We start from the raw sequence: 13,235 nt of genomic DNA, 5'->3' as shown, positions 1-13,235 counted from the left end.
CAGCCCCGGGCCCACGTGGACGCCGACCACCGCCCCGACCTCCACCACTCGCAACTCCACCAGCCCCGCGATCCGTTTCGGGAGCCGTTCCGCCAGCGCCTCGGCTCGTTCCCTGGCCCTCAGATGCTGCACCGCCACCTCCACCGGCCCGTCCCCCGCCGCCTGTACCGCCAGGTCCTCCAGCCGGGCTATCGCGCGCGAGGAGGTGCGGACCTTCTCCAGGAGCGAGATCTCGCCGTCCGTGATGTGCAGCAAGGGCTTGATCATGAGGGCTGAGCCGAGCAGGGAGGCCGCCGTACCGATGCGTCCGCTGCGTCGCAGGTGTTCGAGGGTGTCGACGTAGAAGAACGTCCGGGTGGTCGCTATGCAGCTGCGGGCTGCTGATGCGACCGCCTCCAGCCCGGCTCCGCGTGCGGCGGCGCGGGCGGCGGTCAGGACCGGGTAGCCGAGGCCCATCGCGATCGAGCGGCTGTCGATCACTTCCACTGGCACCGGTGCGTCGCGGGCCGCCGTCAGCGCGGACTCGACGGTGCCGGACAGCCTTCCTGACACGTGGATCGAGACGATCGCCGTGGCGCCGGCAGCAGCCAGGGAGGCGTAGCAGGCCGCGAAGCGGGCCGGGGCGGGGCGGGAGGTGGTGATGGCGGCGGCGGAAGCAGCCGTCTGGTGGGAGCGCTGGCGGCCGGAGCCCGATGGCGCCGCGCCGCGAGGGCCATCCGCCCTGCGAGGGTCGGCCGCCCCATACGAGCCGCCCACGCCACGAGAGCCAGCCCCACCCTGAGCGTCATCCGCCGCATGCGAGCCGCCCACGCTACGAGAGCCATCCGCACCCTGAGCTCCACCCGCGCCAGAAGCGCCACCGGCTCCGTGAGAGCCATCCGCGCCGTAAGCTCTGCCCGCTCCGTGAGGGCCACCGGCGCCGTAAGCGCCATCGGCGCCGCGAGGGCCGGCCGCGCCGTGGAAGCCGCCCGTCCCGCGGGACGGGTCACCGCCCCGCGGAGCGCCGCCCTCGCCGGTCGGCGGGCCGCCCGGTCTGAAGGCGTCCTCGTCGTACGACACCCCGCCAGAGATCACCTGCACAGGTACGACCGTGACACCCGGCACATCAGGCAGGTAAGCGGTTGAATCCGTGACCACGGCGACCAAAGGCGGCATAACCCGAATCTAACTACTGAACGGGCGTCCCACCCCGCCACACCCGCCGTGGCTTGAGACCGAAGGACCAGGCGAAGGCGCCCTCGTGGTCGGCGTCCCACTGCACGATGTCCGCGAGCCGCCCGGGCGCCAGGACCCCGCGGTCAGGCGCGCCCAGGACGGTGGCTCCGCCCAGGGTGGCCGCGCGCAGCGCGTCGTTGACGCTCATGCCGAAGGCCGACACCGCCATGGCGATCACCAGGGACATCGAGGTGATGCCGCAGTAGCCGGGGTTGTGGTCGCTGCCGAGCGCGATCTGCACGCCGTGCTTGATCATCTGGCGGACCGGCGGGAGCTGGCCGCGCTGGAGGGCCGTGGCGGGGCAGACGACCGCGGGCACGCCGTAGCGGGACATGATGGCGATGTCCTCGTCGGACATGTGGTGCAGGCCGTCGGCGGAGGCGCAGCCGAGCTCGGCGGCCAGCTGGACGGCGCCGCGGCGGCTGTACTGGCCGGCGTGGATGCGCGGCAGCAGGCCGACGTTGCGGCCCGAGGCGAGGACCCAGCGGGACTCCTCGGTGGTGAAGTGGCCCTCGTCGCAGTAGACGTCGACGCTGTCGGCACCCGCGGCGGCCGCGTCGGCGCACCACGCGCCCACGGCCTCGACGTATTCGCGCTGACGGCCGAAGTATTCGGGCGGCACCACGTGCGCGGCCAGGAACGTGACGTGCACCCGCGGCATCATCGGCTCCTTCTCCAGCTCGCGCAGGAGCCGCACGTCGGCGAGCTCGCCGTCGCGGGTGAGGTGGTAGCCGGTCTTGGCCTCGACGGTGGTGGTGCCGCTGAGCAGCCAGCCGCGCAGCCGCTCGCGCACGCCGTTGCAGAGCGTCCACGGGTCGGTGCCTCGTGTCACGGTGACGGTCGAGCCCACGCCGCCGCCCGCCGCGGTGATCGAGGCGGCGCTGGAGCCGCCGGTGCGGATGGCCAGCTCGGCGTAGCGGTTGCCGGCGTAGACCGGGTGCGTGTGGGCGTCGATGAGACCGGGCGTGACCAGGGCGCCGCCCAGGTTTTCGACGTGGTCGACGTCGACGATGTCATCGACGACTCCGGGCACGCTCTGCGGGAGGTCGGGCGCCCGCCCGACCCACGCGATGCGGTCGTTGTGCACGAGGATGGCCGCGTTGCTGAGGACCTCGTTACCGGTCCAGAGGCGGCCAATGTTGGTCAGCAGTCGAACGGTCACCGCATCACCGCCCCGCACGAGCCCTTACCTGTGGCCCGGCATGAGCGCAGAGCCCAGCGCACGGCCTGTGCCGCGCCCACTGAGTCCGCTCCGGGTCCGGACGACATGGGGGGTCTCCTGCTCTCATCCGCATCCTGTGTGCGGTGACCGTATCGCCGGAGTCATGATCCGGTGATTTCAGTTCAGTTACGTTATTTCACAGCTGGGCTTGCTGTACAGGGTTATTCGGAAGAAAGACCACTCATCACAACCGTCACCCAGCCCTACCTCGACCCCACGGCCCCCGCTGACGACTTCGCTACCAAGAGTCATCATCCGAAACCCAGAACCCAAACCCAAAAACCAGACCAATGTTAGGTCTGGCCATCCTAGCAATCCAAGGGTTCGGGGACCACTGCCGCTTTTGGGCAGCTCTGCGCGCTTTGTGGCGAGAGCTGCCCAACCAAGCGGAAAAGAGACCGGTCAGGCGACGCGTTCGACCGGCTTGCCGGCCCGCTCCAGCTCCTGGAACAAGCTGGGCAGCACGCGGGCGTGCAGGATCGTGCCGTCCTCGACATGGTCCACCGCGAGCACCTCGCCCTCCTTGTGTGCCCGCGAGATGAGGTCGCCCCTGTCGTAGGGCACCAGCAGATGGACCTCGTGGTCCAGCCTCGGCAGCTCACGCTCGATGAGCGCCATCAGCTCGGGGATGCCCTTGCCCGTGCGCGCCGAGACCACGATGCTGTCGCGCTCGCGCCGGAGGATCCGGTCGATCACTTCCTGGTCGGCCGCGTCGGCCTTGTTGATCACGACGATCTCGCGTACGTCGGCGGCGCCATCGATGTCGGCGAACACCTCGCGTACGGCCGAGAGCTGCCCCTCGGGGTCGGGGTGCGAGCCGTCGACCACGTGCAGGATCAGGTCGGCGTCGGCGACCTCCTCCAGCGTGGAGCGGAACGCCTCGACCAGCTGGTGGGGCAGGTGGCGGACGAAGCCGACGGTGTCGGCGATCGTGAACAGCCGGCCTTCGGGCGTGCGCGCCCGGCGCACGGTCGGGTCGAGGGTCGCGAACAGCGCGTCCTCCACCAGCACCCCCGCACCGGTGATGCGGTTGAGCAGCGAGGACTTGCCCGCGTTGGTGTAGCCGGCGATGGCCACGGCCGGGACCTCGCGACGCTGGCGCCGGTGGCGCATGGTGTCGCGCGAGGTGGACATGCCACCGATCTGGCGGCGCAGCTTGGACATCCGCTCGCGGATGCGCCGGCGGTCCAGCTCGATCTTGGTCTCACCGGGGCCGCGGCCGCCGATGCCGACGCCGCCCGCGGCGCGACCGCCGACCTGCCTGGACAGGTTGCCACCCCAGCCGCGCAGGCGCGGCAGCAGGTAGGACAGCTGGGCCAGCTCGACCTGGGCCTTGCCCTCGCGGCTCTTGGCGTGCTGGGCGAAGATGTCGAGGATCAGCGCGGTGCGGTCGATCACCTTGACCTTGACCGTCTCCTCGAGCTGGCGGAGCTGACCGGGGGTCAGCTCGCCGTCGCAGATCACGGTGTCGGCGCCGCTGGACTCGACCACGTCGCGCAGCTCCAGTGCCTTGCCCGAGCCGATGTACGTGGCCGGGTCGGGCTTCTGGCGGCGCTGGATGAGCCCGTCGAGCACCTCGGACCCAGCCGTCTCGGCCAGGAGCTTGAGCTCCAGGAGGGAGTTTTCTGCGTCGGCGACGGTGCCGGTGGTCCAGACGCCGACGAGAACGACCCGCTCCAGCCGCAGCTGCCGGTATTCGACCTCGGAGACATCCTGGAGTTCGGTGGAGAGGCCCGCCACGCGGCGCAGCGCCTGGCGCTCCTCAAGGTCCATGTCGCCGGTCTCGAACTCGTCGAGCGCGGTGTATTCGTGCATTCGTGTCATCTCTATTAGGGAACGTCTGGACACCTCGGTGTCTTCCCACGATGGTGGCACGACATCCGCGGCGCAATCACCTGGTTATCCGGGCAGCACCGAGATGTCCCCGGAACCCGAGGTCAGCGAGATCTTGCTGGGCGAAGATTTGTCGGTCTTAACGGATACCGCCACGTCTCCGGAGCCCACTTCGGTTTTCACGTCATAGGCGCCGTCGGGGACGTTGAGCGCGATATCTCCGGAGCCCACCTTCAGCTCGACGCCTTCGGGAACGGTCGTGTACTTCATCGCGATGTTCCCCGAGCCCGCCTCGGCGAAGACCTTCTTGCCCGCGAGCCCGGTGGCGTCGAGGTCGCCGGAGCCGACGCGCACGTCGATCGGCCCGGTCAGGCTCCTGAGCGTGATGTTGCCGGAGCCGCTGTCCAGGTCCACGGGGAGGCCCTTGGGGATCTCGATCTTGTAGTCGACCCCGCAGCTGCCCCAGCTCGACGGGCAGTCGTAGGTGACGAACAGCGCGTCGCCCTCGACCTTGTGCTCCGGCACGGGCTTGTCGTCGCCGCGCCAGCGGAGGGTCTCCACGACCTTGATGGCCGCACCGTCGGTCTCGGTGATCACGGCGTCGCCGGCGTTGCCCTTGAACTGGAGCTTCGCGACCTTGTCGGTCACCTGGTAGGACACGGTGTCCTGGTTGTCGGGGCCGCCGATGCTCGCGAGCCCGCATCCCGTCAGCAGCAGGGCGGAGGCCAGCAGCCCGCCCGCGACCATCATCGTCTTCATGCTCGAAATCCTTTCGCGGCAGGCCGTGCCACACATCGGGGATGCCCCCGGGACACGCCCCGGGGTTTCCCCACCTTTGACCCGGGAACCGGCAGGGGAGTAATTTCACTTCCACAATCCAGAAGTCGTTTTCCGCATAGTGGAAAGAAGGTCCCATGGAGATCACCGGCCCGATGTCCGACCGGTTCGACGAGGTCCTCACGCCGGAGGCGCTCTCGTTCGTGGCGGCCCTCCAGCGGGAGTTCGGCGCCCGGCGGCTGGAGCTGCTGGAGGCCCGCCAGACGCGCCAGGCCGAGCTGTCGGCCGGCGGCCTGCTCGACTTCCTGCCCGAGACCAAGGGGATCAGGGAGGGCGACTGGCAGGTCGCGCCCCCGGCGCCCGGCCTGGAGGACCGCCGCGTCGAGATCACCGGCCCGGTCGACAAGAAGATGACCATCAACGCGCTCAACTCCGGCGCGAAGGTGTGGCTGGCCGACTTCGAGGACGCCAACTCCCCGCTCTGGGAAAACTGCGTGAGCGGCCACCTCAACCTGCGTGACGCGCTCGACCGCACGATCGACTTCGAGACCGGCGGCAAGACGTACGCGCTCAAGCCCGACGGCGAGCTGGCCACGGTCGTGGTGCGGCCGCGCGGCTGGCACCTGGACGAGAAGCACGCCGAGGTGGACGGCCGGCCGGTCTCGGGGTCGCTGTTCGACTTCGGCCTCTACTTCTTCCACTGCGCCCAGCGGCAGATCGACAAGGGCAAGGGCCCGTACTTCTACCTGCCCAAGATCGAGTCCCACCTGGAGGCGCGGCTCTGGAACGACGTGTTCACCAGGGCTCAGGAGCTGCTCGGCATCCCGCACGGCACGATCAGGGCGACCGTGCTCATCGAGACCTACCCGGCGGCGTTCGAGATGGAGGAGATCCTCTACGAGCTGCGCGACCACTCGGCCGGGCTCAACGCGGGCCGCTGGGACTACCTGTTCAGCGTGATCAAGAAGTTCCGGACCAGGGGGCGCGAGTTCCTGCTCCCCGAGCGGAACGCGGTGACGATGACCGCGCCGTTCATGCGCGCCTACACCGAGTTGCTGGTGCGCACCTGCCACAAGCGCGGCGCGCACGCCATCGGCGGGATGGCGGCCTTCATCCCCTCGCGGCGCGACCCCGAGGTGAACGCCGTGGCGCTGGAGAAGGTCAGGGCGGACAAGACGCGCGAGTCCGGCGACGGGTTCGACGGGTCCTGGGTGGCGCACCCCGACCTGGTGCCGATCTGCCGCGAGGTGTTCGACGGGGTGCTGGGGTCGCGGCCCAACCAGCTCGACCGCTCGCGCGAGGACGTCAGCGTGAGCGCCGCCGAGCTGCTGGCCGTCTCCGAGACCCCCGGGGAGATCACCGAGACCGGGCTGCGCAACAACGTGGACGTGGCGCTGCGCTACCTGGCCGCCTGGATGGGCGGGCTGGGCGCGGTGGCGATCCACAACCTCATGGAGGACGCCGCCACGGCCGAGATCTCCCGCTCGCAGATCTGGCAGTGGATCCACAACGACATCACGCTCGCCGACACCGGCGCGCAGGTGACCAAGGAGCTCGTCGAGCGGATCATCTCGGAGGAGCTCGACAAGATCGCGGCGGAGCCGGGCTACGACGAGAAGCTGTATGCGCAGGCGACCGCCCTGTTCAAGGAGGTCGCGCTGGACGACGACTTCGCCGACTTCCTGACCCTGCCCGCCTATGCTCAAATGCCGTAGAAAAACCAGATAAGGCGTAGAAAAAATAGATAAGTAGGACGCGAAGAGGGGGATCGGTGCTGGAAACGCTGACGGCGGCCCTGCGCTCGCTGCTGCCCCACGACTCGGTGATCACCGACCCCGTACGCCTGCGCACGTACGAGTGCGACGGCCTCACCTACCACCGGGCGACCCCCGGCGTGGTCGTGCTGCCCGGCACGGCCGAGCAGGTCGCCCGCGTGGTACGCCTCTGCAACGACTTCGGCGTGCCCTTCGTGGCCAGGGGATCGGGCACCGGCCTGTCGGGGGGCGCGCTCCCCCGCGAGGACGGCGTGCTCATCGTCACCTCCAAGATGCGCAGGATCCTGGAGATCGACCTGGCCGACCGCCGAGCCGTGGTCGAGCCGGGCGTGACGAACCTGGCGATCACCGAGGCCGTCCGCGACCAGGGCTACTACTACGCCCCCGACCCCTCCAGCCAGCAGGTCTGCTCGATCGGCGGCAACGTGGCGGAGAACTCCGGCGGCGCCCACTGCCTCAAATACGGCTTCACCGTCAACCACGTCGAAGCCTGCGAGATCGTCACCCCCGACGGCGACCTGGTGACGCTCGACCGCATGGACCCCGGCTACGACCTCCTGGGCGCGTTCGTCGGCTCGGAGGGCACGCTGGGCATCGCCACCAAGATCACGGTACGCCTGTGCCGCGCGCCCGAGACCGTCACCACGGTGCTGGCCGCGTTCGAGAGCATCGAGCAGGGCGGGCAGGCGGTCTCGGCGATCATCGGAGCGGGCATCGTGCCCGCCGCGATCGAGATGATGGACGCGCTGGCCATCGAGGCGGCCGAGGCGGCGGTCGCCTGCTCCTACCCCGAGGGCGCGGGAGCCGTGCTGATCGTGGAGCTGGACGGGCCGTCCGCCGAGGTCGAGCGGCAGTTCGCCCAGCTCAGGGACATCTGCTCGGGCGCGTTCGAGCTGCGCGTGGCGGCGGACGCGGCCGAGCGGGCGGCGATCTGGAAGGGCCGCAAGTCGGCGTTCGCGGCCGTCGGGCGCATCAGCCCGGCCTACATCGTCCAGGATGGCGTGGTCCCGCGCACCTCGCTGCCCGGCGTGCTGGCCGCCATCGACCGCCTCTCGCAGGAGCACGGGATCAGAGTGGCGAACGTCTTCCACGCCGGTGACGGCAATCTGCACCCGCTGGTGCTCTTCGACGACGCGGAGCCGGGGGCGGGCGAGCGGGCGGAGACGGTGTCCGGCGCGATCCTGGACCTGTGCATCGAGCACGGCGGCTCGATCACCGGCGAACACGGGGTCGGGGTGGACAAATCGCGGTACATGCCGAGGATGTTCAGCGAGGATGACCTGGACACCATGCAGCTCGTCCGATGCGCGTTCGACCCCCAGGGCCTGGCGAACCCGGGCAAGGTGTTCCCCACGCCGCGACTGTGCGGCGAGGTGCCGGGCGTGCGCAAGGGCGTGCACCCCCTCGTGGAGTCCGGGAAGGCGGAGCAGTTCTGATGGAAGCCGGTGCGGCGCTGGCCGCGACCGGGGTGACGGTCAGGCAGGCGGACGACGACGACGCCGTCAGCGGCGTGCGGCCCCGCTGGGTGGCGCTGCCCGAGACGGTCGAGGAGGTCGCGGCCGTGCTGCGGGCCTGCTCGGAGCACGACCTGGCGGTGGTGCCCGCGGGCGGCGGCACGAAGCTGCACTGGGGCCGCCCGCCCGAGCGGTGCGACGTGCTGCTCGACATGTGCTGCATGAACGAGGTGCTCGAACACGCCGCGGGCGACCTCGTGGTGCGCGCGCAGGCCGGGGTGACGATGGACGCCCTGTCCGCCGCGCTCGCGGAGAAGGGGCAGGAGCTGGCGCTGGACGTGCCGTTCCCCGAGGGCACGACCGTCGGCGGCACGCTGGCCGCCGCGCTCCCCGGCCCGCGCTCCTTCAGGTACGGCACCGCCCGCGACCTGCTCATCGGCATCACCGTCGTCCTCCCGGACGGCACCGTCGCCAAGTCGGGCGGCAAGGTGGTCAAGAACGTCGCCGGCTACGACCTGGGCAAGCTCTTCACCGGCTCGTACGGCACCCTCGGCGTCATCGCGGAGGCCACGTTCCGCCTGCATCCCCTGCCGGCCGAGCGCCGCTGGGTCACGGCGGAGATCGATCGCGCCGCGCTGCCCCCCATCGCCGCCGCGCTGGCCGCCTCGCAGGCCGAGCCGAGCGCGGTCGAGGTGGACTGGCCGGACCCGGGCGGCCCGCTCAGCCTGGCCGTGCTGGTGGAGGGGACCGCGGCCGAGTCACGGGCGCGGGCGCTGCGCGAGCTGACCGGCACGGGCGCCGTGACCGGCGAGCCGCCCTCGTGGTGGGGGCTGATCCTGCGCGACGACGTGCTGGTGGAAGTACGCTTCCCGCCCTCGGAGACGCGGGCCGTGCTGGACGCGGCCACCGAGACGGGGCTGGCGCTGCGCGGCTCGCCGGTCTCCGGCCGGGTGCTGCTGGAGTCGTGGACCGAGGTCGGCGAGCGCCGGCTGGCCGCCGTGGTGTCCGGGCTGCGCGCGAAGGTCGAGGCGGCCGGCGGCCGGGTGAGCGTGCTGTCCTCGCCGTACGACAGCGTCGAGCGGTGGGGGCAGGTGAGCGGGCTGCCGTTGATGCGGCGGGTCAAGGAACGGTTCGATCCCGGGCGCAGGATGTCTCCCGGCCGGTTCTTGGGAGGCATCTGACATGGACCCGAAACTGATCAACGACTGCGTGCACTGCGGGTTCTGCCTGCCCACCTGCCCGACATACGTGCTGTGGGGCGAGGAGATGGACTCGCCGCGCGGGCGGATCCACCTGATGCAGCAGCACGTCGAGGGCACGCCCGTCACGCCGGAGATGGCCGGGCACTTCGACGCGTGCCTCGGCTGCATGGCGTGCGTCACGGCCTGCCCGTCCGGCGTGCAGTACGACCGGCTGATCGAGCTGACCAGGGTGGAGGTCGAGCGCGAGCACGTGCGCGAGCCGCGGGAGCGGGCCGTGCGCGGGATCGTGTTCAACCTCTTCCCCTACCCGCGCAGGCTGCGGCTGCTGCGGCCGACGATGTGGCTGGCGGGGCGGATGGCGCCGTTCCTCGCCCGGGTGCATCCGAGCCTCGGCGCGATGGCCGGGCTCGCGCCGCGCGTGGAGCACCGGCAGCGGATGCCGCGCGTCGTCAGGGCGAGAGGCGAGCGCCGGGCCGTGGTCGGGATGCTCACCGGCTGCGTCCAGGGCGAGTTCTTCCCGCAGGTCAACGCGGCCACCGCGCGGGTGCTCGCGATGGAGGGCTGCGACGTGGTCATCCCGCCCGGCCAGGGCTGCTGCGGGGCGCTGAGCGTCCATTCCGGGCGCGCCGACCAGGCCAGGCGGCTGGCCCGCCGCACGGTCAAGACGTTCACCAGGGCCGGGGTGGACACCGTCGTGGTGAACGCGGCCGGCTGCGGGTCGTCCATGAAGGAGTACGGCGAGCTGCTCGGGACCGAGCCCGGGTTCAGGGTGATGGACCTGTCGGAATATCTGGCCGAGCTGGGACCCGTGGCCAAGCGGCACCCCCTGCCGGTGACCGTCGCCTACCACGACGCCTGCCACCTGGCCCACGCCCAGGGCGTCCGCGCCCAGCCGCGCGAGCTGCTGGGCGGCATCCCCGAGCTGCAGCTGCGGGAGATCCCCGAGTCGGCCGTCTGCTGCGGGTCGGCGGGCACGTACAACATCTTCCAGCCGGAGGCCGCCCGCGACCTCGGCGACAGGAAGGCCGAGGCGGTCGGCACGACCGGCGCCGAGCTGCTGGTCTCGGCCAACCCCGGCTGCACCATGCAGATCGCCGCGGCCATGCGGCGCGCGGGAGCGCAGATCAGGGTGGCCCACACGGCGGAAGTGCTCGACGCCTCCCTGCGCGGGGTGGGCCTGTGAGCGTCCAGTCGGTCGAGCGGGCGCTCGACGTGCTGGAGGCGCTGGCCGAGCACGGTGGCGAGGCGGGGCTGTCGGAGATCGCCGCCAGGACCGGGCTGCCGTACGGGACCATCCACCGGCTGTTGCAGACCCTGCTCTCGCGCGGCTACGTGCGCCAGGAGTCGGACCGCCGCTACGCGCTGGGCGGCGGCCTGGTCCGCCTGGGCGGCATCGCCGAGGGCATGGTGGGCGTGTGGGCGCAGCCGTACCTGACCAAGATGGTCGAGCTGTCCGGCGAGACCGCGAACCTGGCCATGCTCGAAGGCGACTTCGTCGTCTACGTGGCGCAGGTGCCCTCGCCGCGCAGGCTGCGCATGTTCGCCGAGGTCGGCCGGCGAGTGCTGCCGCACAGCACGGCCGTGGGCAAGGTGCTGCTGGCCGAGCGGCCCGCCGACGCGGTCGCGGTGTTCGAGCGGACCGGCATGCCGCGCCGCACCCCGAACACGGTCACCGACCTGACCTCCATGCGCGCCGAGCTGGACCTCGTCAGGGCCCGCGGCTACGCCATGGACCTCGGCGAGGAGGAGCTGGGCGTGCACTGCCTGGCCGTGCCCGTGTGGGACGGCGACCGCGTGGTGGCCGCGATGTCGGTGTCGGGGCCCGCCGAGCGGATCGACGCGCTGGACCGCGACGAGCTCGCGGAAGGCATGCGGAAGATCGCCCTCGACTTCGGGAACGAGCTCAGTCCGGCGGCGAGGGCGGACTGACCGGGCTTCGGCGTATTCTGTTGCGCTATGGGCAACAGCACGACGGTGCAGTCGGTCGATCGGGCCATCGCGATCCTGGAGATCCTGGCCCGCGACGGCGCCACCCGCGTCACGGACCTCGCGGCCGAGCTCGACGTGCACAAGTCCACCGCGTTCCGGCTGCTGGCGGCGCTGGAGCAGGGCGGGCTGGTGGAGCAGAGCGGCGACCGCGGGCGCTACCGGCTGGGGTTCGGCGTCGTACGCCTGGCCGGCGCGGCCACGGCCCAGCTCGACCTGGCGCGCGAGAGCAGGCCGGTGTGCCTGCGCCTGGCCGAGGCGGTGGGCGAGACCGTCAACATCGCGATGCCGCAGGACGGCGACACGGTCAACATCAGCCAGGTGCGCGGCCCCGCCGCGATCAGCGGCCACAACTGGGTCGGCCAGCGCACCCCCTCGCACGCCACGTCGAGCGGGAAGGTGCTGCTGGCCGCCGGCGCCCTGCGCCTGCCCCCCGAGCTGGAGCGCTACACCCCCAGGACGATCACCTCGGAGGACGGGCTGGATCTCGCCGGGATCAGGGAGCGCGGCTGGGCCGTCACCGTGGAGGAGCTGGAAGTGGGGCTGAACGCGGTGGCCGCGCCGATCAGGGGCGGCGACGGCTCGGTGGTGGCCGCGGTCAGCGTCTCGGGGCCCTCCTACCGGCTGACGCCGGACCGGCTGCCCGAGGTGGGCGAGCTGCTCGTCGAGGGCGCAGGGGAGATAAGCCAGCGAATCGGCTATTACCGTTAGGGCATGTGCAGAAGCATCAAGACGCTGCGTCCGCCGTACACCGAGAGCGTGACCGAGGATGACGTGCGGGCGGCCGCGTTGCAGTACGTCAGGAAGATCTCCGGGTTCCGCGCGCCCGCCGCGCACAACGCCGAGGCGTTCGACCGGGCCGTCGAGGCGATCACCAAGGCGTCCGAGGAGCTGCTGGGGGCGTTGCAAGTTCGCGGAGGTCGTTGACAGCCTCTCCCCGCGGGGGAAGTCTTCCCGGGTATAACCCCCAGCGATTTCCCCCAGGGAGCTCCCATGATCAGCGGGTTGTACCAGGGCCAGGACGGTGACTCGCGGCTGGCGCTCCGGGTCGACGTCGACGGGACCAGGCCCGCCGGGCGGGTTAGCGGCGACCTGTTCACCGTGTCCGGCGCGACGACCTCTTACGCGGGCTCGTTCGTCGTCAACGCTCCCTCCGTGCGGGCCGAAGGGGACGAGGCGCGGATCAGCGGGCTGGGGAGCTTCACGTTCGAGACCCCGGACAAGGACGTGAACATCACGGTCTCCGAGGGCACGGCGTCGGCGGACATAGCGGGGCGCACGTACCGGGTGGCCTTCGCCTCCCCCTACTTCCGCAGCGTGCTGCTGGAGCAGGACTCCGTGATGGGGACCGTGCCGTTCGTGTCGTACGCGACGGGCTCGCTGCAGGGGCCGGCCGGCTCGCCCGCGCGGGACCTGAGCGTGAGCGCGGCGTACGCGGAGGCGGGCATCGAGCTGACCGTCACCCAGCCGGGGGTGATCCCCGTGGACGGGTCGGGCGCGGACCTGGCATGGGACGACGCCGAGCTGCACCACGCGATGACGCAGCAGTTCGGCTCGTTCGGCGACGCGCCGGCCTGGCGGGTGTGGCTGCTGGTGGCCAGCAAGCACGTGGGCGGCTACCGCGGGATCATGTTCGACTACAACGACGCTCACCAGCGGCAGGGGTCCGCGGTGTTCTACGACGCGATCAAGGGTGACACGCCGCAGGCGCAGCGGGCGCAGTTACGCACGTACGTGCACGAGCTCGGGCACCTGTCTCTTATCCACATCT

The 13,235-nt window shown here is 71.1% G+C and carries 12 protein-coding genes; 8 read left to right on the top strand and 4 right to left on the bottom strand.

The genetic code is table 11. The features are described 5' to 3' along the window. The 4 genes from ETD85_RS52390 to ETD85_RS52375 all read right to left on the bottom strand — a co-directional run. Positions 1-756: DegV family protein (locus ETD85_RS52390; RefSeq protein ID WP_240779998.1), on the bottom strand; the 756-nt coding region annotated here is incomplete at its 3' end. Between the two features lie 412 nt (positions 757-1,168). Beyond that, positions 1,169-2,377: an imidazolonepropionase gene (hutI, locus tag ETD85_RS52385; RefSeq protein ID WP_138697335.1), complete on the bottom strand. Its 1,209-nt coding sequence runs from the start codon at positions 2,375-2,377 to the stop codon at positions 1,169-1,171. A 462-nt stretch (positions 2,378-2,839) separates the two neighbouring features. After that, entirely contained in the window at positions 2,840-4,252 is a 1,413-nt protein-coding gene (hflX, locus tag ETD85_RS52380; protein WP_138697339.1) for a GTPase HflX, read from the bottom strand. Between the two features lie 84 nt (positions 4,253-4,336). Further along, a complete protein-coding gene (locus ETD85_RS52375; protein WP_138697334.1) occupies positions 4,337-5,029 on the bottom strand; it encodes a DUF4097 family beta strand repeat-containing protein in 693 nt (230 codons plus the stop codon). 155 nt (positions 5,030-5,184) lie between these two features. Between ETD85_RS52375 and aceB the strand changes: the two genes are divergently transcribed. The 8 genes from aceB to ETD85_RS52335 all read left to right on the top strand — a co-directional run. Further along, positions 5,185-6,762 carry a malate synthase A gene (aceB, locus tag ETD85_RS52370; RefSeq protein WP_138697333.1) on the top strand — a complete coding sequence of 526 codons (1,578 nt, stop codon included), beginning with the start codon at positions 5,185-5,187 and terminating at the stop codon, positions 6,760-6,762. A 59-nt stretch (positions 6,763-6,821) separates the two neighbouring features. Then, positions 6,822-8,258, top strand: coding sequence for an FAD-linked oxidase C-terminal domain-containing protein (locus ETD85_RS52365; protein ID WP_138697338.1), 1,437 nt, complete (start codon positions 6,822-6,824; stop codon positions 8,256-8,258). Further along, positions 8,258-9,457 (top strand): FAD-binding oxidoreductase, encoded by a 1,200-nt coding sequence (locus ETD85_RS52360; RefSeq protein ID WP_138697332.1) that lies wholly within the window; start codon positions 8,258-8,260, stop codon positions 9,455-9,457. The genes ETD85_RS52365 and ETD85_RS52360 overlap by 1 nt, the downstream gene beginning before the upstream one ends. A gap of 1 nt (position 9,458) precedes the next feature. Next, entirely contained in the window at positions 9,459-10,661 is a 1,203-nt protein-coding gene (locus ETD85_RS52355) for a (Fe-S)-binding protein (RefSeq protein WP_138697331.1), read from the top strand. Next, positions 10,658-11,407, top strand: coding sequence for an IclR family transcriptional regulator (locus tag ETD85_RS52350; RefSeq protein WP_138697330.1), 750 nt, complete (start codon positions 10,658-10,660; stop codon positions 11,405-11,407). The genes ETD85_RS52355 and ETD85_RS52350 overlap by 4 nt, the downstream gene beginning before the upstream one ends. A 27-nt stretch (positions 11,408-11,434) precedes the next feature. Beyond that, entirely contained in the window at positions 11,435-12,175 is a 741-nt protein-coding gene (locus ETD85_RS52345; protein ID WP_206059434.1) for an IclR family transcriptional regulator, read from the top strand. Positions 12,176-12,178: 3 nt separating this feature from the next. Continuing rightward, a complete protein-coding gene (locus ETD85_RS52340) occupies positions 12,179-12,391 on the top strand; it encodes a DUF2277 domain-containing protein (protein WP_138697329.1) in 213 nt (70 codons plus the stop codon). Between the two features lie 66 nt (positions 12,392-12,457). Further along, positions 12,458-13,235 (top strand): hypothetical protein (locus ETD85_RS52335; RefSeq protein ID WP_206059433.1); only part of this gene is annotated, 778 nt, incomplete at its 3' end.

It is taken from the genome of Nonomuraea zeae (genome assembly GCF_005889725.1).
Taxonomy (GTDB): domain Bacteria; phylum Actinomycetota; class Actinomycetes; order Streptosporangiales; family Streptosporangiaceae; genus Nonomuraea; species Nonomuraea zeae.
The sequence above is the reverse complement of the archived record's forward strand: the minus strand, read 5'-3'. Positions and strand labels throughout refer to the sequence as shown.